At 64.4% G+C, this 15,839-nt stretch carries 19 protein-coding genes and 1 riboswitch; of the genes, 14 read left to right on the top strand and 5 right to left on the bottom strand.

All coding sequences use genetic code 11. The features are described from left to right. Nucleotides 1-43: 43 nt before the first annotated feature. Complete coding sequence (locus IAG41_RS23370) at nt 44-694, bottom strand: PEPxxWA-CTERM sorting domain-containing protein (protein WP_187730439.1); 651 nt, start codon at nt 692-694, stop codon at nt 44-46. 315 nt (nt 695-1,009) lie between these two features. Beyond that, a complete protein-coding gene (locus IAG41_RS20070) occupies nt 1,010-1,624 on the bottom strand; it encodes a glutathione binding-like protein (protein ID WP_187730438.1) in 615 nt (204 codons plus the stop codon). Nucleotides 1,625-1,704: 80 nt separating this feature from the next. On the opposite strand from IAG41_RS20070, the gene IAG41_RS20065 reads away from it, so the two are divergent. Both IAG41_RS20065 and IAG41_RS23365 read left to right on the top strand, forming a co-directional pair. Beyond that, nucleotides 1,705-2,307: a TetR/AcrR family transcriptional regulator gene (locus tag IAG41_RS20065; protein ID WP_187730437.1), complete on the top strand. Its 603-nt coding sequence runs from the start codon at nt 1,705-1,707 to the stop codon at nt 2,305-2,307. 117 nt (nt 2,308-2,424) lie between these two features. Continuing rightward, nucleotides 2,425-3,246 (top strand): PEPxxWA-CTERM sorting domain-containing protein, encoded by an 822-nt coding sequence (locus IAG41_RS23365; protein WP_187730436.1) that lies wholly within the window; start codon nt 2,425-2,427, stop codon nt 3,244-3,246. Nucleotides 3,247-3,393: 147 nt separating this feature from the next. On the opposite strand, the gene IAG41_RS20055 is transcribed toward IAG41_RS23365, so the two are convergent. Continuing rightward, nucleotides 3,394-4,263: a polysaccharide deacetylase family protein gene (locus IAG41_RS20055; RefSeq protein WP_187730435.1), complete on the bottom strand. Its 870-nt coding sequence runs from the start codon at nt 4,261-4,263 to the stop codon at nt 3,394-3,396. Between the two features lie 137 nt (nt 4,264-4,400). Between IAG41_RS20055 and IAG41_RS20050 the strand changes: the two genes are divergently transcribed. From IAG41_RS20050 to IAG41_RS20000, 11 genes are all read left to right on the top strand, one after another. Next, complete coding sequence (locus IAG41_RS20050) at nt 4,401-5,303, top strand: LysR family transcriptional regulator (RefSeq protein ID WP_187730434.1); 903 nt, start codon at nt 4,401-4,403, stop codon at nt 5,301-5,303. Between the two features lie 56 nt (nt 5,304-5,359). Next, nucleotides 5,360-6,148 carry a sterol desaturase family protein gene (locus tag IAG41_RS20045; protein WP_187730433.1) on the top strand — a complete coding sequence of 263 codons (789 nt, stop codon included), beginning with the start codon at nt 5,360-5,362 and terminating at the stop codon, nt 6,146-6,148. Between the two features lie 118 nt (nt 6,149-6,266). Further along, entirely contained in the window at nt 6,267-7,115 is an 849-nt protein-coding gene (locus IAG41_RS20040) for a MipA/OmpV family protein (RefSeq protein ID WP_187730432.1), read from the top strand. A gap of 138 nt (nt 7,116-7,253) precedes the next feature. After that, entirely contained in the window at nt 7,254-7,955 is a 702-nt protein-coding gene (locus IAG41_RS20035) for a PEPxxWA-CTERM sorting domain-containing protein (RefSeq protein ID WP_187730431.1), read from the top strand. 116 nt (nt 7,956-8,071) lie between these two features. Continuing rightward, nucleotides 8,072-8,180: riboswitch (TPP riboswitch) on the top strand. Nucleotides 8,181-8,223: 43 nt separating this feature from the next. Beyond that, entirely contained in the window at nt 8,224-10,119 is a 1,896-nt protein-coding gene (thiC, locus tag IAG41_RS20030) for a phosphomethylpyrimidine synthase ThiC (RefSeq protein ID WP_187730430.1), read from the top strand. 85 nt (nt 10,120-10,204) lie between these two features. After that, entirely contained in the window at nt 10,205-11,110 is a 906-nt protein-coding gene (gene tcmP, locus IAG41_RS20025; RefSeq protein ID WP_187730429.1) for a three-Cys-motif partner protein TcmP, read from the top strand. Further along, nucleotides 11,110-11,868 (top strand): DUF5131 family protein, encoded by a 759-nt coding sequence (locus IAG41_RS20020; RefSeq protein ID WP_187730428.1) that lies wholly within the window; start codon nt 11,110-11,112, stop codon nt 11,866-11,868. The genes tcmP and IAG41_RS20020 overlap by 1 nt, the downstream gene beginning before the upstream one ends. A gap of 7 nt (nt 11,869-11,875) precedes the next feature. Beyond that, entirely contained in the window at nt 11,876-12,271 is a 396-nt protein-coding gene (locus IAG41_RS20015) for a VOC family protein (protein WP_187730427.1), read from the top strand. A 112-nt stretch (nt 12,272-12,383) separates the two neighbouring features. Further along, nucleotides 12,384-12,791, top strand: coding sequence for an NAD(+)--rifampin ADP-ribosyltransferase (arr, locus tag IAG41_RS20010; protein ID WP_262408782.1), 408 nt, complete (start codon nt 12,384-12,386; stop codon nt 12,789-12,791). A gap of 96 nt (nt 12,792-12,887) precedes the next feature. After that, a complete protein-coding gene (locus IAG41_RS20005; RefSeq protein ID WP_187730425.1) occupies nt 12,888-13,412 on the top strand; it encodes a phage tail protein in 525 nt (174 codons plus the stop codon). Then, entirely contained in the window at nt 13,409-13,642 is a 234-nt protein-coding gene (locus IAG41_RS20000) for a hypothetical protein (protein WP_187730424.1), read from the top strand. The genes IAG41_RS20005 and IAG41_RS20000 overlap by 4 nt, the downstream gene beginning before the upstream one ends. Nucleotides 13,643-13,841: 199 nt before the next feature. Here the strand turns inward: IAG41_RS20000 and IAG41_RS19995 are convergent, their stop codons facing one another. Further along, complete coding sequence (locus tag IAG41_RS19995) at nt 13,842-14,726, bottom strand: endonuclease/exonuclease/phosphatase family protein (RefSeq protein WP_187730423.1); 885 nt, start codon at nt 14,724-14,726, stop codon at nt 13,842-13,844. Nucleotides 14,727-14,829: 103 nt separating this feature from the next. Between IAG41_RS19995 and IAG41_RS19990 the strand changes: the two genes are divergently transcribed. After that, nucleotides 14,830-15,306 (top strand): DUF1579 domain-containing protein, encoded by a 477-nt coding sequence (locus IAG41_RS19990; protein WP_187730422.1) that lies wholly within the window; start codon nt 14,830-14,832, stop codon nt 15,304-15,306. 9 nt (nt 15,307-15,315) lie between these two features. On the opposite strand, the gene IAG41_RS19985 is transcribed toward IAG41_RS19990, so the two are convergent. Then, nucleotides 15,316-15,726: a hypothetical protein gene (locus IAG41_RS19985; protein ID WP_187730421.1), complete on the bottom strand. Its 411-nt coding sequence runs from the start codon at nt 15,724-15,726 to the stop codon at nt 15,316-15,318. Nucleotides 15,727-15,839: the final 113 nt, after the last annotated feature.

The following is a 15,839-nucleotide window of genomic DNA, read 5'->3' as shown; positions in this document are numbered from 1 at the left end:
GAGCCGGGCAACGCCCGACCCGTCTTTCCCCCTTCACGATGGATCAGGCGGCGTAGGCCACCGAGACCTTCTGGCGACGGCGCAGCGCGAAGCCGGCCAGCGCGAAGCCGCCGATCATCATGCCCCAAGCCGCCGGCTCGGGAACTCCACCCACCCCATCGGTGGTGAAGGTCAGCGTCCAGCCGTCGAGGACGGTACCGCCATCGGCCGGGAACACGTCGTCGACATAAAGCGTCCACAGGCCGTTTGCGCTGAAGCCGCTGAAGTCCGCGAACGCCGTGGCATTGTCGAAGAAGCTGAACTCATACTGCCCATAGTTCGACGGCAGATAGGTGCCCGAGGTGATCGCACCGCCGACGAACGATTCCGGCAGCTGGCTGCTGGCCGCATCGCTGAAGGTCAGGTTGACGCCCGAGATGTCGGTGCTGCCGCCGGCGCCGCTGAAGAACACGAAGCCGAGGCCGAGGCTTTGGTTGAGCACGCCGAATACGAGATCGTCCGGATAGGTATGGCTCAGGCCGTTCAACGACAGCGTCATCCCGGTGATGTTGCCCAGGCTGCCGGTGACGTTGATATCGCTGGTGGTTTCACCGCCATCGACGACCGTGATCGTGTTCGGATTGGTGTAGGTCTGCGCCAGAGCCGGCGAAACGCCGACGGCAGTGAGCGCAAGTGCAGCAAGCAATGTCTTCATCATTTGTCCCCTTTTGATGTCAAACGCTTGGAGAGGCATGCTCCCGTTCATCAGGGGTAGAGTCAACGGTTTGTTAATCGGTTCTTTCGCAACTGCATCCAAAGTCGAGGGGCTGCGCAATTGTTTCCGAAAGCCCGCGACAGAATATGCGCAAATTCGCAGAAGCCCGTGTTTGATTCGGATTCGTAACGACTTGGTGTGCGCCGCAGAAACATTCCGATCTTGGCTCGCCGGGGCGCGGAGGCGTGATGCGGCGAACCTGATGTCCCGAATCAGAACAGCCGCGCCCGACTCGGCGCCGAACCCCGCCGAGACTCAGGCCGCCTTGAGCAGCGGCCATTCCTCCGCCATCGCCCGGGCGATCGAGGGCCGCGCGCGCATCCGCTGGCGATAGGCGGCCAATACCGGCCAGTCGGCGATCGGCACGCCGGCGCTCTCGCACCAGTTGAGCACCGCGAGCAGATAGGCATCGGCGACGGTGAAGCGATCCTGAAGGAACTCGCGGCCTTCCAGGTGGCGCTCGAGCACGCCGAACGGCCTGACGGCACGGCCGAGCGCCGCGGCGCGCTCCTCCTCGCCGGCGCTCTTCCCGAGCAAAGGCGTGAACACCGATTTGTGCAGCTCGGTCGAGGTGAAGTTGAGCCAGGCGAGCATCCGGTAATGCGCGTCGGAAAAGCCGGTGAACGACAGCGCCCCCTCAGGCGCCAGCTCGGCGATATAGGTGAGCACCGCAGGTCCTTCGGTGAGCGTGAAGCCGCCGCGCGTCTCGATCGCAGGGACATAGCCCATCGGACTCACTGCGCTGAAAGAGCGGCCGTCGGGCAGCCGGCCGTCGGCGGGCACAGGGATGAATTCGGCGTCGAGCCCGGCCTCGTCCAGCGCGATCCGCGCGGCGAGTGAACAGGCGAAGGGGCGGAAATAGAGTTTCATGACAGGTCTCCCACTTGATTTCTGTACGATCTCGCACAAAAATGAGTCGGTCAAGGAGTTTCATGCGAAACAGTACAAAAATGCCGGAGCCGCGCCCGCGCGGCCGGCCCCGCAAGTTCGACGAGGCGGTAGTGCTGCGCGCCGCGCTCGAACGCTTCCGCACGCATGGCTTCGCGGCGACCTCGCTCGACGACCTGGCCGAAGCAACCGGGGTCAACCGCCCCAGCCTCTACGCCACGTTCGGCGACAAGAAGGCGCTGTACCTCGCCGCGATCGCGCGAACCAAGGCGGGGGTCGAGGCGCGCTTCGACCAGCTGATCGCCGCCGACTATGCGATGGAGAAGATGCTCAAGGCGCTCTTCATCGGCACGATCGAAGGCTATCTGACCGGCGAGAACGGCCCTTCGGGATGCATCGCGATCAACACCGCGGCAACCGAGGCGGTCACCGATCCCGACATCCGCGCCGCGCTTGCCGGGTTTCTCGCGGTCGAGGACGAGAAGATCGAGATATTGCTGCGCCAGGCGGGCAGTCCCGCGCCGCAATCCCGTGCGCGAATCCTGGCGGCGATGCTCCATTCGCTGAGCGTCCGCGCCCGCGCCGGCGAGCCGCGCGCGGCGCTGATCGCACTCGCCAAGGATGCGTCGGCGCTGGTGGGCGGCGTCCCGCAAAGGGACGGCTGAAATCGAGGCGGCAGTAAGAAATCGTTAAAATCTGTCCCGTTGTCACGAGAGTTGCACACTCCCCGCCTACCCGCCCTCTCGCCACCCGGCAGTTCAGGTAAAAGGGGTTACAACTTCATGAAATCGCAGATTTTTGCGCGCCGCCTGCTGGCTGGCGCTGCGCTGACGCTCGTCTCGGCTCCGGCATTCGCGCAGACCCCGGTCTCGCTCGGCCGCACGACCTACACCCAGGATTTCAATGGCCTCGCCGCCAGTGGCACCAGCAGCGCGCTTCCCGCCGGCTGGGCGCTCAGCGAACAGGGCACCAGCACCGTCGGCAAGGACAATCTCTATGCGGCCGGCACCGGCAGCTCCAACCAGGGCAACACCTACAGCTTCGGCAGCGCCGGCAGCAGCGATCGCGCGCTGGGCACGCTCACCTCGGGCACTGCCACGCCGCTCCAGTTCGGCGCGTTCTTCACCAACAATCTCGGCGGCACGATCGAGTCGATCTCGCTCGAATTTTTCGGTGAGCAGTGGCGCCTGTCGAACGGCGCCGGCGACAAGCTGAGCTTCGAATATTCGACCGACGCTACCGCGCTGTCGAACGGCACCTGGACCATGTTCAGCGCGCTCGACTTCGCCGCCATCCTCAGCAACGGCACTTCGGCCGGCGCCGCGCTCAACGGCAATCTCGCCGCCAACCGTAAGGACATCTTCGCGATGATCACCGGCCTCTCGATCGCCCAGGGCGGCAGCTTCGCCTTCCGCTGGACCGATCTCGACGTCGGCGCTTCGGATCAGGGCCTCGGCGTGGACGATCTGACGCTCACCGCCGGCCTGCAGACGCCGCCGACCAGCCCGGTTCCCGAGCCTGCCGCCTGGGCGATGATGATCGGCGGCTTCGGCCTGGCGGGCGGCGCGCTGCGCCGCCGCGCTTCGCGCGTCACCTTCGCCTGACACGGCTTGGAGGGAGCGCTCGTCCCGCTTTGAGGGCGCTCCTTCCCGGCGGAGGAGGTGAGGAAAACCCTCCCCTCACCTCCTCCGTCTCCCGTCCTCCCGGATGTCAGGGCTCGCATGGAGCGGCGATAGCATCGCCTGTCCATTTCAGCCGTCGTGCAGGGTCGACGCCCGATACTGCTCGGCGATCTCGTCGCTCGTGGTCAACCAGACGCCCTGGTGCGACGCGACATAGTCCAGCGCCTTGTCGAGCCATTTCGCGCGGAACGGCTGGCCGACGACGAAGGGATGCAACGCCAGCGCCATCACGCGCCCCGAGTCGGCGCTGTCGGCAAAGAGCTGATCCAGTTGATCGACCACCGTGCGATAGAAGTCCTCGCCGGTCATGCCTTTCACGCCGAACAGGCTGAGGTCGTTGAGCTCCACCGAATAGGGCACGGAAAACATGCCCGGCACATTCAACGCGAAGGGTTGATCGTCCGCGGTCCAGTCAAGAACGTAGCTATAGCCGAGCGCCTTGAGGATCTGCGGCGTCTCCAGGGTCTCGGTCAGACCGGGACCCATCCATCCCTTGGGCCGCTGGCCGGTCGCGCCTGCGATGGCTTCGGTCACCTCAGCGAGAAACCGACGCTCCGCTTCGGGCGCCATGCCGGTATGGAGCATCGAGTTGGTCTTGCCGTGGGCAAGCCACGCCCAGTCGCGTGCGTTGCCCGCCTCGATGATCTGTGGGTAGTGATCCACGACGTCAGAGTTGAGCAGCGCGGAGGCGCGGATGGCGTGTCGGTCGAAGCTCTCGATCATCCGCCAGATCCCGACGCGATTGCCATAGTCGCGCCAGCCGTGATTGAGCGGGTCTGGCGAGAGACCGGCGGTACCTTCCCAGATGGTCGTTGACGGCTTGCCGAACTCGAAATGCTCGATGTTCAGTCCCACGTAAAAGGCGACCCGAGCCCCGTTGGGCCAGCTGATCTTCGGCCGATCGACGATCGGGGAATAGGGGTAAGGGGCGGTGTCCATTCTGCGCTCCTGCGAAATCCATATATCGAGTCGTGCTGCCCTCGACTTCGTGCGCTACAGTTGGCGGCTTCCCCAATGTCAGACAATTGAGCTACAATTCCGATTATTTCGGACAAATATTCCTGAATGGGACGGGCATGGACAAGATCGGCGCGTTGAGTGCTTTCGTGGCCGCAGCCGAAGCGCGAAGCTTCACGATCGCGGGGCGGCAGCTCGGGCTTTCCGGGTCTGCCGTCGGCAAGGGGATCGCGCGTCTCGAGGATCGGCTTGGGGTGCGCCTCTTCCACCGTTCGACCCGCTCGATCACGCTGACCGAAGAGGGAGCGATGTTCCTCGAACGATGCCGGCGCATCCTCACCGAGGTCGAGGCCGCGGAAAGCGAACTCGCGCAGACCAGTGGTACGCCGCGCGGCACGCTGCGCGTCAGTCTGCCCATCATCAACGCCGTCACGGAGCCGGCGCTGCGCGGGTTCATGCGCGATTATCCCGAGGTTCAGCTCGACCTGGACTTCGGCGACCGGTTGGTCGATGTCATCGAGGAGGGCTTCGATGCCGTCATTCGGGCTGGCGAGGTTTCCGACTCGAGGCTCATGAGCCGCGTCCTCGGCGAGTTCCGCCTCAAGCTCGTCGCCTCACCCGATTATTTCGCGCGGACCGGCACTCCTAAGGTCCCGGAGGACCTTGCGGCACATGCCTGCCTGCTTCACCGGTTCGCGACGAGCCGCAAGTTCGAACGCTGGCCGCTCGTGCGCGGTGGCGAGCCCATCGACGTGCCTCTCGGCACTGCCGTGATCGCCAACACGATCGAACCGCTGCTGCTCATGGCCGAGCAGGGCCTCGGAATCGCATGCCTGCCCGATATGCTGATCCGCGATCAGCTTCGGACCGGCAGGCTGGTGACGGTTCTCGACCCGTTCGTCAGCCATGTCGGTCTGATGCGCATATTATGGCCGGCAAGCCGCTATCCTTCTCCAAAACTGCGGGCGTTCGTCGATTTCATGACCGGGCACCTGTTCGGCCAGCCCGCGCTCAACATCTGATTCTCAAAGTTCGCGCCGCCATTCCCCTCCCTTCGCACAAGCCCTAGAACGCCGCCATGCTGCTCGCCATCCTCGCCTCGGCGCTCGCGATGACGCTGATCGTCGGGGTGCGCTATCTCGCCGCCTCGGGCGGCTTCGCGCTGGCGACGCGGTTCCGCCATCCCGGCCTCTATGCCGGGCTCGACGTCCAGATCCGCCGCGAGATCGGCTGGAGCCTCGCGTCCGCGGCAATCTATGGCGTTCCCGCCGGTGTGATCGCCTGGGGCTGGGCCAATCGCGGCTGGACGCGGATCTATGCTGACCTCCACGCCTGGCCGCTCTGGTATCTGCCGGTCTCGGTGTTGCTCTACCTGCTCGCGCACGATGCCTGGTTCTACTGGACTCACCGGCTGATGCACCGCCCCAGATGGTTCCGCATCGCCCATGCCGTCCACCATGCCAGCCGGCCGCCCACCGCCTGGGCGGCGATGAGCTTCCACTGGATCGAGGCGCTGACCGGCGCGGTGGTGATCCCGCTGCTGGTGTTCGTGATACCGATCCATGTCGGCGCGCTCGGGCTGGTGCTGGCGATCATGACGGTGATGGGCGTCACCAATCACATGGGCTGGGAGATCTTCCCGTCCTTCGTCTGGCGCGGGCCGCTGGGCGCGTGGCTGATCACCGCGAGCCACCACCAGCGGCACCACGAGCACTACCAGTGCAATTACGGCCTCTATTTCCGGTTCTGGGATCGGCTGTGCGGCACCGACAAGGGGTTGGGCAGCTTCGAGACGCCGGGCGATAGCCCTCGCCGCCGCGTGCGCGTGCATGCTGTTACGGGTGGGGATCCTTCGCGCCGTCTTTGAGGCAACGCACGACGGGACCGATGCCGAAAGGCAACAGGTTCGGATTCGCTACCTAATTCAGGAACCCCGGCGGTCAGGGGGCGTTTCGCGGGTGCAACATTTCCTTCGGAGCCGCTTCATGTTCGTCCGTACCGCCGCCTTCCTGATCCCCCTGCTGCTCGCCGGCCCTGCGCTGGCACAGGAGTCGAGCGCCGATACGATCGACCCCGCCAAGCTGGACGGCGACCGGCTGACGATCGGCCTCGGCGCCGCGGTGGTCCCGAGCTATGAGGGCTCGGACGAGATGGTGATCGCCCCGGCGCCGGCGGCGATGGGTCGCGTTTCCGGCATCAACTTCACGCTGCGCGGCAACCGCGCCTGGGCCGATGTGATCCCGACGCCGGGCGGCCCGGGCTGGGATTTCCAGCTCGGCCCGCTCGTCTCGATCAATTTCAACCGCCATTCCCAGATCAAGGACAGCCAGGTCGAGGCGCTGGGCAAGATCCCCATCGCGATCGAGGGCGGCGCCTTTGTCGGCATCGGCCGGCAGGGCGTGTTCACCAGCGACTATGACAAGTTCAGCATCAGCGTCGGCTATGTCCATGACGTGGGCAAGGTGCACCGCAGCTATGTGATCACCCCGTCGCTCGACTATGGCACGCCGCTCAGCCGCAAGGCCTATGTCGGGATCAACCTGTCGGCCGATTATATGGGCGAGGGCTATGCCGACACCTATTTCAGCGTCAGCCCCGCTGGCAGCGCCGCCAGCGGCCTGCCGGTCTTCAGCGCCGGCAAAGGCTGGAAGGACTGGAGCCTGGGCGCGGTCGCCATGGTCTCGTTGACCGGCGACCTGACCGGCGGCCTCCAGGCGGTGGGCGGCGTCAATTATCGCCGGCTGCTCGACGACGCGGGCGACTCCCCCGTCACCAGCATCGCGGGCTCGCGCGATCAATGGGCGGGCGTGCTGGGATTGGCCTATACTTTCTGAACCGGTCCCCGATCGGCCAGTATCCAGACATGACGGCGCATCCCGATCCAGTTTCGGGACGTTAACCGCAAAAAGTACACGGGTGTCAGTCTTCAAAAGGCAAGTTAGTCCCCAGCCAACAGATCAAAGGGGACTGAAATGAAGCTCAACCTGTTCATCGGCGCCGCGGCCCTCGCACTCGGCCTCGCTTCCGCACCTGCGATGGCGCAGGACATCGACACCACCGGCACCTATGGCGGCGACATCAGCAGCTTCGGCACGCCCAACACCGCGACCTATGGCCAGACTTTCACGGTCGGCGCCGAGAACGCGCTCAATTCCTTCACCATGTACCTCGACAGCGGCTCGGGCGGCGCGCTCAACTTCCAGGCCTATGTCTATGCCTGGACCGGCAGCCGCGCGGTGGGCAACGCGCTGTTCGCCAGCACCACGCAGCAGTTCAACGGCTCGAGCTACGGCAATCCCGTCGCGTTCGACTTCAACACCGGCAGCCTGAACCTGGTCAGCGGCCAGCAATATGTTGCCTTCGTCACCACCGCGGGCGTCGCCAATAGCGGCTATGCCTCGGCCTATATGCCGTTCAACGGCTGGGGAACCGACACCTATGCCGGTGGCGACTTCGTCTATTTCAACAATGGCACCGACTTCGCGCAGCTGACCGCACGCAACTGGGACTGCACCGGATGCGGCTTCGGCGACGCCCATTTCAAGGCCGACTTTACCGCCGGGATCAGCGCGGTCCCCGAGCCTGCCGCCTGGGGCATGCTGATAGGCGGCTTCGGCCTGGCCGGTGGCATGATGCGCAGCCGCGCTCGCAAGGGCCGTACCGCGATCGCCTGATCCGGCAACGAAGCGACCAACCTGGGCGCGGCGGACGAGTTCGCCGCGCCCTTTTCTTTGCGCCCGACGCCGCCGATTTGCCGCTTCCCCTCGCGCCGGCCGCGGACTAAGGTCCCTGCCATCCCCGGGGGACCGCTGATGCGCGGTTGAGAGGGAGGCCGCAGCCTCCGACCCGCTGAACCTGATCCGGTTGAGACCGGCGGAGGGAGGGAGCGGCTTTCATCCGAAAACCGTGATCTCGCTCCGGCATGATTGGAGCGACACGCACATGGCCGACATCCCCGCCAAGACCGAAATCGGCGTCACCACCGGACCGATCCGCGGCTCGAAGAAGATTTACGTCGGCCCCAATCGCGTCGCGATGCGCGAGATCCATCTCGATCCGCATTCGGGCGAGCCGCCGGTCCGCGTCTACGATACCTCGGGCCCCTATACCGATCCCGACGCCCGCATCGACATCATGGCCGGCCTGCCCCCGATCCGCCGCGACTGGATAATCGGTCGCGGCGATGTCGAGCAGGTCCAGGCCAGGGACGTCCGCCCCGAGGATAACGGCCAGCTCGGCCCCGATCGCTCGGGCGGCGTCCAGCCCTTCCCCAATGTCGTCAAGCGCCCGCTGCGCGCCAAGCCGGGCATGAACGTCAGCCAGATGCACTACGCGCGGCAGGGCATCATCACCCCCGAGATGGAATATGTCGCCGAGCGCGAGAATCTCGGCCGCGCCCGACTCGCCGAATACACGCGCGACGGCGAGTCCTTCGGCGCATCGATCCCCGATTACGTCACCCCCGAATTCGTCCGCGACGAGGTGGCGCGAGGCCGGGCGATCATCCCCAACAACATCAACCACCCCGAATCCGAGCCGATGGCGATCGGCCGCAACTTCCTCGTCAAGATCAACGCCAATATCGGCAATTCCGCCGTCGCCTCCAACGTCGCGGCCGAGGTCGACAAGATGGTCTGGTCGATCCGCTGGGGCGCGGACACGGTGATGGACCTCTCCACCGGCCGCAACATCCACGACACCCGCGAATGGATCCTGCGCAACGCGCCCGTCCCGATCGGCACCGTCCCGATCTACCAGGCGCTGGAGAAGGTCGGCGGCGTCGCCGAGGAGCTGACCTGGGAGATCTTCCGCGACACGCTGATCGAGCAGGCCGAGCAGGGCGTCGACTATTTCACCATCCATGCCGGCGTCCGCCTCGGCTATATCCCGATGGCCGCCAAGCGCGTCACCGGCATCGTCTCGCGCGGCGGCTCGATCATGGCGAAATGGTGCCTCGCGCACCACAAGGAGAGCTTCCTCTACGAGCGCTTCGACGAGATCACCGAGATCATGAAGGCCTATGACATCGCCTATTCGCTCGGCGATGGCCTGCGCCCCGGCAGCATCGCCGACGCCAACGACGAGGCCCAGTTCAGCGAGCTCTACACTTTGGGCGAGCTCACCCACCGCGCCTGGAAGCAGGACGTCCAGGTGATGATCGAGGGCCCCGGCCATGTGCCGATGCACAAGATCAAGGAGAATATGGACAAGCAGCTCGAGGTCTGCGGCGAGGCGCCCTTCTACACGCTCGGGCCGCTCACCACCGATATCGCGCCGGGCTACGACCATATCACCAGCGGCATCGGCGCCGCGATGATCGGCTGGTACGGCACGGCGATGCTTTGCTACGTCACCCCCAAGGAGCATCTGGGGCTCCCCGACCGCGACGACGTCAAGGTCGGTGTCGTCACCTACAAGCTCGCCGCCCATGCCGCCGATCTCGCCAAGGGCCATCCCGCCGCGCAGGTCCGCGACAATGCCTTGTCAAAGGCGCGCTTCGAGTTCCGCTGGCGCGACCAGTTCAACCTGTCGCTCGATCCCGACACTGCTGAACAGTATCACGACCAGACCCTCCCCGCCGAAGGCGCCAAGACCGCGCATTTCTGCTCGATGTGCGGGCCCAAATTCTGCTCGATGCAGATCAGCCAGGAGGTCCGCGCCTTCGCCAACAAGCAGAACCAGGGCGTCGAAGGCTTCCTCGCCACCGGCCCCACCGGCGCGGAAACCGCCGCCGCCAGCAAGGCCGCCGCGCTCAAGGGCATGGAAGAGATGAGCAAGGTGTTCAAGGAAACGGGGAGCGAGCTGTATATGGGGGCTGGCGGGCGGGAGCATGACTGACCCGCGAAAATGACGAGTTGAGCCGTTACTTGAGTTATTTCTGCGCATAGATTACTGTTCCCTAAGTGTTCTTAGGGGGTTAAGAATGGTCGCGCAGGCTTTTGGAGACGAGCACACGCGTCGCAAACTGGAGACGGTCGAGAAGTATCTCGCGGCCTATACCACCGCGCTCAAGCTGCAGGATTTTGAATTGCTCTATGTCGATGCCTGTGCGGGTTCTGGGGCGTCGATCCCACGTTCCGCACTGGCCGACCGTGAGGCCAAGGACAATGGGCAGACTTACCTTCTTGATAGCAACCAAGCCGTAGCCGATGCGGACCAGATTATCGTCGGGTCGGCTCTTCGGGCGCTGAAAGTAGGACCTTCCTTCGACCGTTACCTACTGAACGATGTGAAGAAATCGAACGTGGATGCTTTACGCGCCGCAGTAAGCTCCGACTTTCAACATCTCACAGATCGTATTCAAATCACTAAGTTCGATGCCAACGAGATGTTGCTCGACCTGTGCAAGCGCACAAACTGGAAAGCTACCCGAGCAGTCGTTTTCCTTGACCCGTTCGGGTTGCAGATCAAGTTTTCGACGTTGGAAGCGCTAGCGCGAACATGCGCCGTGGATGTTTGGTATCTCGTGCCTGTCTTTGCGATGTACCGGCAAATCCGTCATGATGGAGAGGTCTTGGAGGACGGCGGTCGGAGCGTGGATGAGGCGCTCGGAACGACTGAATGGAGAAACGTCGTGGCAGTCGAAGAGAAGGGGCAAATAGACTTGTGGGGCGCGAGTCAGCCCGTGTCCCGGCGTGCGGTAGATGTGAAGTGGTTTGAAACCGTTGCGAAGGAGCGTTTGAAGCATGCGTTTCAAGGACGGGTCATAGATCAGGTTCTGCCGCTTGGTCGCAATGGCTTGCACGAATTCTCTTTGATGTTTGCTTGGGCGAATCCTAGTGAGCGAGCAAAGTTGGCGTCGAAGCTGGCAAGCGCGGTTCTAAGGTAATGTCTGGCAATTCATCAATCGAATGGACCGACGTGACATGGAATCCGGTCGCAGGGTGCAACATTGCCTCTGCAGGATGCTCCAACTGCTACGCTATGCGTATGGCTGCTCGGCTTCAGGCAATGGGGCATCCGAAATATGAAGGCACGACTCGTAAGAGTGGGAGCCGCACGGTGTGGACGGGACGTGTAAATGTCGATCACTCGAGTTTGAATGATCCCGTTGGATGGAAGCGTGGCAAGCGTATTTTCGTCAATTCAATGTCCGATTTGTTCCATGAGGACGTGCCGGATGCCTTTATCACAGCCGTCTGGGCCACGATGAAGTTATGTCCACAGCATCAGTTCCAAGTTTTGACAAAGCGGCCGGATCGTATGGCTGCAATGTTCGCCGAGAAACAACTGCCCATTCTCAATCAAGTTTGGATCGGTACTTCGGTCGAAAATTCCGAGGTTGTTGATCGCATCGATCATATTGTCGGTATCGCGGGAATGACGCGCTTCGTTTCCTTCGAACCGCTCATCGGGTCTATTGGTCCGATTAAACTTGATGGCATCCATTGGGCCATAGTTGGAGGGGAGTCGGGACCAAGCGCCCGGCCAATGGAAATCGATTGGGTCGAAGATATCCAAACAGCTTGCCGCAGGGCGAATACCGCCTTCTTTTTCAAGCAATGGGGCGGCCGAAATAAAAAAACTACGGGCCGGAAGCTGCGTGGCCGGACTTACGATGAGTACCCGCACGAATTGTCAGCCTAAATTCGCCATGCCCCACCTAGCCCATATCGCCCTCCTCGTCCGCGACTATGACGAAGCGCTCGCCTTCTACACCGGCAAGCTCGGCTTCACCCTGGTCGAAGACAACTACCAGCCCGAGCAGGACAAGCGCTGGGTCACCATCCGCCCGCCCGGCGCGCCGGAGAACGCCACCGCTATCCTCCTCGCCCGCGCAACCACGCCCGAGCAGGAAACCGCCATCGGCAACCAGGCCGGCGGCCGCGTATTCCTCTTCCTCGCCACCGATGATTTCGACCGCGACTTCGCCGCCTACACGGCCGCCGGCATAAGCTTCGTCCGCCCGCCGGCCGTCATGCCCTATGGCAAGGTCGCGGTGTTCGAGGATCTCTACGGCAATCGCTGGGATCTGGTGGAATACCGCTGATCCCGCCCTCCGCCCGTCCCGCGCCCGCAACGGGGAATAGATTGAGGACTGGCTCGCGCTCCCAGCGACGCGCTATGCGATCACGAACCCGGCAATGCGAGAGTTCGACCCGATGACATCCCCGGACGCCCTCCAGCTCTTCTACCACGGCACCCGCGCCGATCTGGTACCGGGCGATCTGATCGCCCCCGGCTACAGCTCCAATTATGGCCAGCGCAAAAAGGCGTCCTGGGTCTATCTGACCGGCACGCTCGAAGCGGCGATCTGGGGTGCCGAGCTGGCGGCCGGCGAAGGGGCGGGGCGGATCTACATCGTCGAGCCGACCGGGCCGATCGTCGACGACCCCAACCTCACCGACAAGAAATTCCCCGGCAACCCCACCCGATCCTACCGTTCGCAGGCGCCGCTGCGCGTCACCGGCGAGGTCGCAGAGTGGCAGGGCCACCCGCCCGAACAGCTCCAGGCCATGAAGGACCATATCGAGCGGCTGCGCGAACAGGGCGTCGAGGCGATCGACTGACTCCGCGACGCAGGCGAACCACCCGCCGGTCGCGCGGCGGTTGACATGGCCGCCCGGGCACGGCCTCTTTCGCTTCCCGGCTGAAGGAGTCGTCTCATGGCGCAGTTCACCGTCAACCCGACGCGGTTCGATCCCTACAAGAACTTCAAGTTCCGCCTGCAATGGGATGGCCGCGTCATCGCCGGCATCTCGCGGGTCAGCGGCCTGCGCCGCACCACCGAGGTGATCGAGCATCGTGAGGGCGGCGATCCCTCCACCTCGCGCAAATCCCCCGGTCGCACCGAATATGAGCCGATCACGATCGAGCGCGGGGTCAGCCACGATCCCGAGTTCGAGCGCTGGGCCAACAAGGTCCATAATTTCGGCGCGGTCCCGGGCGAGGAGGTCTCGCTCAAGGATTTCCGCAAGGACCTGCTGCTCGAACTCTACAACGAAGCGGGCCAGGTGGTGCTCGCCTACAAGATCTTCCGCGCCTGGCCCTCGGAGTTCGAGGCGTTGCCCGATCTCGACGCCAATGCCAGTTCGGTCGCGTTCCAGCGGCTGGTGCTGCAGAACGAAGGCTGGGAGCGCGACTATGACGTGCCCGAGCCCGCCGAGCCGAACTATAACGAGCCGAAATGAAGGACCCCGCCGCCAAGGTCGACGCGCCGGCGCCGCACCCGCTCGACACGCCGCAGACCACCCGCGCCACGATCCGTTTCGGCGACCGGTTTTTGATGGAATCCGAGGTCCGCATGACCCCGCTCGGGCTGCTCGCGGTCGGCGGGATGGTCGCGGCGATCCTGCTCGCGACGGCGCCGCTCGTCCACGCGCGATACGCCCGCAAGGCGCTGCCGCCGCCGCGAAGCTGACGGCCCTTCCAATGTAGGATTTCGTCTGCTGCAGTCCCCCGCATGCGCGGAATCCGAGGATCAGCACCCATGCCCGTCGCGGCACCCGGCGCCGCCAGACGCGGCCGCATGCGCACCGTCGGGGCGATGCTTTTTTCACATAGCAGGTGTCAACCGTGTCAACTTGATCGCCTGTGCGACGGCTGCCAGACGCTGCGCCTCACTGCATCTTCAGGTCCGCGACGATCGGAAAATGATCCGAGGTCCATACCGGCCCCTTATGGTCGGTCAGCGTCTCGGCCCGCAGCGCGGTGAAGCCGTGCACGAAGATCCCGTCGATCCGGCCGTCGGGCTTGCCGGTAAAGGCATGCCAGGTCCCCTCGGGCCCCGTGCGGGTCGGCGCGGCGGTGCGCGTGTCGGTCAGCGCCCCCGCCAGCACCTTCCAGGCCGGGCTCTCGGGCGTGGTGTTGAAGTCGCCGGTCAGCACGGTGGGCAGGTCGGCGCCGGGCAGCGTGCCGAGCCGGGAGACGATCAATTTCGCCCCCTTCTCCCGCGCGACATCATCTTCGTCGCGATAGGGGAAATGGGTGTTGAGCAGCCGGAAACGGCGGCCCTTGTCCGGTCCCTTGCCGATGCGCTCGAAGATCGCCCAGGTGACCATGCGCGGATAGAGATTTTTCCAGCTGATGCTCGCCACCATCTCGGGCGTGTCCGACAGCCAGAACTGGCCGGTCTGGACCAGCTTCAGCCGTTTTGTGTCGTAGAGCACGCCCATATGCTCGTCGGCATGGCCGCCGCGCCGGTCGATCCCGAACCAGGCAAAGCCGGGCAGCCGCGCGACCAGATCATCGCCCTGGCGCTGGAACAGCTCCTGCGTGCCGATCACGTCGGGATGCTCGCGCCGGATCATCGCCGCAGCGAGATCGCGGCGGGCCTCCCACAGATTGGCGCCGTCGTCCTTGGACGGGAAACGAACATTGTAGCTCATCACCCGGAGCGGCTGCGCGGCGGCGGGCACCACGCTCCCCAAAGCGAGGGCGAGGCCGAGGAGCAGCCGCACGAGCAAGGTCGGGCGGAGGGCGGAGCGGTGTCGGGCGAATCGCATGGGCGCTTGGTAAATGCTGGCCGCGCGATCTCCAAGGATCGCGCACTTGACAAGCATGGAACGTAAAGTGAACGTTCCGCGCATCCATTCCAGGGAATTTTGCATGCCGTCCACCGATCACTCGCCCGATTTCGATTTCCAGATCGGCCGCTGGCGCGTGTCGCATCGCCGGCTCAAGGCGCGGCTGGCGGGTTGCACCGACTGGGAGGCATTCGAGGGGACGAGCGAGATGCGCCCGGTACTCGGCGGCAACGGCAATGTGGAGGACAATCTGCTCCACATCGCCACCGGCAGCTACCGTGCGATCGCCATCCGCTCGTTCGATCCGGCGAGCGGCGCCTGGGCGATCTGGTGGCTGGACTCCCGCGCGCCGCATGCGCTGGACGTGCCGGTCGTCGGCCGGTTCGAGAACGGCGTCGGGACCTTCTACGCCGATGACATGCTGGACGGCCGCCCGGTACGGATGCGCTTCCTGTGGCTGCGCACCGATAGCGATGCGCCGCGTTGGGAACAGGCGCTCTCGGCCGATGGCGGGCAGAATTGGGAGACCAACTGGACGATGGACTTCGCGCGGGCTTGAAGCGGGCCGCTAGTAGCGGCTGACCTTCGACGGATCGGCCTTGTCGATCTTCACCTGGATCACGTCGCCATAGTGATAGGTGTAGAATTCGTCGTCGCGGCCGGTGAGCTCGATGGTGCCGGTGCGCTCATATCGCTCGCCCGGGGCCATATAGGAGAGCGTCACCTTCGCCTTGCCCTTCAGGTCGCGGGTGCGGTCCTTGGCATGGTCGCGCATGCCCTCGAAGGTCTTGGTGAGGTTGCAATCGGCCTTGAGCGTCTCGCCATAGCTGTGGCGCACCACGGCGGTGTATTCGCAGGTGCGGTCGATCGAGGCGATGCGGGCCTTGACCGGCACCTTGTTGCTCGTCGCGACCGAGAAGGCGGCGGCCAGGAACGGCAGGCATCCCACCACGCCGCCCGCCAGCAGATAGTTGCGCATCGCTCGTCCCCTAAGCGATTGGAACCGCGCCATCCTAGCGCAGCCCCGCTTGCCGAAGCGTTAAGCGCCCGCGTGCGCCCAGCCGAGTGCGCATTGAACCAACGCCCCGCAGC

The organism is Sphingomonas sp. JC676, assembly GCF_014489075.1.
In the GTDB taxonomy this organism is placed as follows: Bacteria; Pseudomonadota; Alphaproteobacteria; order Sphingomonadales; family Sphingomonadaceae; genus Sphingomonas.
The sequence above is the reverse complement of the archived record's forward strand: the minus strand, read 5'-3'. Positions and strand labels throughout refer to the sequence as shown.

What these genes read in the sequence shown, in the direction of transcription:
- IAG41_RS23370 (WP_187730439.1), bottom strand. Translation starts at nt 694, where the DNA reads ATGAAGACATTGCTTGCTGCACTTGCGCTCACTGCCGTCGGCGTTTCG.
- IAG41_RS20070 (WP_187730438.1), bottom strand. Translation starts at nt 1,624, where the DNA reads ATGAAACTCTATTTCCGCCCCTTCGCCTGTTCACTCGCCGCGCGGATC.
- IAG41_RS20065 (WP_187730437.1), top strand. Translation starts at nt 1,705, where the DNA reads ATGCCGGAGCCGCGCCCGCGCGGCCGGCCCCGCAAGTTCGACGAGGCG.
- IAG41_RS23365 (WP_187730436.1), top strand. Translation starts at nt 2,425, where the DNA reads ATGAAATCGCAGATTTTTGCGCGCCGCCTGCTGGCTGGCGCTGCGCTG.
- IAG41_RS20055 (WP_187730435.1), bottom strand. Translation starts at nt 4,263, where the DNA reads ATGGACACCGCCCCTTACCCCTATTCCCCGATCGTCGATCGGCCGAAG.
- IAG41_RS20050 (WP_187730434.1), top strand. Translation starts at nt 4,401, where the DNA reads ATGGACAAGATCGGCGCGTTGAGTGCTTTCGTGGCCGCAGCCGAAGCG.
- IAG41_RS20045 (WP_187730433.1), top strand. Translation starts at nt 5,360, where the DNA reads ATGCTGCTCGCCATCCTCGCCTCGGCGCTCGCGATGACGCTGATCGTC.
- IAG41_RS20040 (WP_187730432.1), top strand. Translation starts at nt 6,267, where the DNA reads ATGTTCGTCCGTACCGCCGCCTTCCTGATCCCCCTGCTGCTCGCCGGC.
- IAG41_RS20035 (WP_187730431.1), top strand. Translation starts at nt 7,254, where the DNA reads ATGAAGCTCAACCTGTTCATCGGCGCCGCGGCCCTCGCACTCGGCCTC.
- thiC (WP_187730430.1), top strand. Translation starts at nt 8,224, where the DNA reads ATGGCCGACATCCCCGCCAAGACCGAAATCGGCGTCACCACCGGACCG.
- tcmP (WP_187730429.1), top strand. Translation starts at nt 10,205, where the DNA reads ATGGTCGCGCAGGCTTTTGGAGACGAGCACACGCGTCGCAAACTGGAG.
- IAG41_RS20020 (WP_187730428.1), top strand. Translation starts at nt 11,110, where the DNA reads ATGTCTGGCAATTCATCAATCGAATGGACCGACGTGACATGGAATCCG.
- IAG41_RS20015 (WP_187730427.1), top strand. Translation starts at nt 11,876, where the DNA reads ATGCCCCACCTAGCCCATATCGCCCTCCTCGTCCGCGACTATGACGAA.
- arr (WP_262408782.1), top strand. Translation starts at nt 12,384, where the DNA reads ATGACATCCCCGGACGCCCTCCAGCTCTTCTACCACGGCACCCGCGCC.
- IAG41_RS20005 (WP_187730425.1), top strand. Translation starts at nt 12,888, where the DNA reads ATGGCGCAGTTCACCGTCAACCCGACGCGGTTCGATCCCTACAAGAAC.
- IAG41_RS20000 (WP_187730424.1), top strand. Translation starts at nt 13,409, where the DNA reads ATGAAGGACCCCGCCGCCAAGGTCGACGCGCCGGCGCCGCACCCGCTC.
- IAG41_RS19995 (WP_187730423.1), bottom strand. Translation starts at nt 14,726, where the DNA reads ATGCGATTCGCCCGACACCGCTCCGCCCTCCGCCCGACCTTGCTCGTG.
- IAG41_RS19990 (WP_187730422.1), top strand. Translation starts at nt 14,830, where the DNA reads ATGCCGTCCACCGATCACTCGCCCGATTTCGATTTCCAGATCGGCCGC.
- IAG41_RS19985 (WP_187730421.1), bottom strand. Translation starts at nt 15,726, where the DNA reads ATGCGCAACTATCTGCTGGCGGGCGGCGTGGTGGGATGCCTGCCGTTC.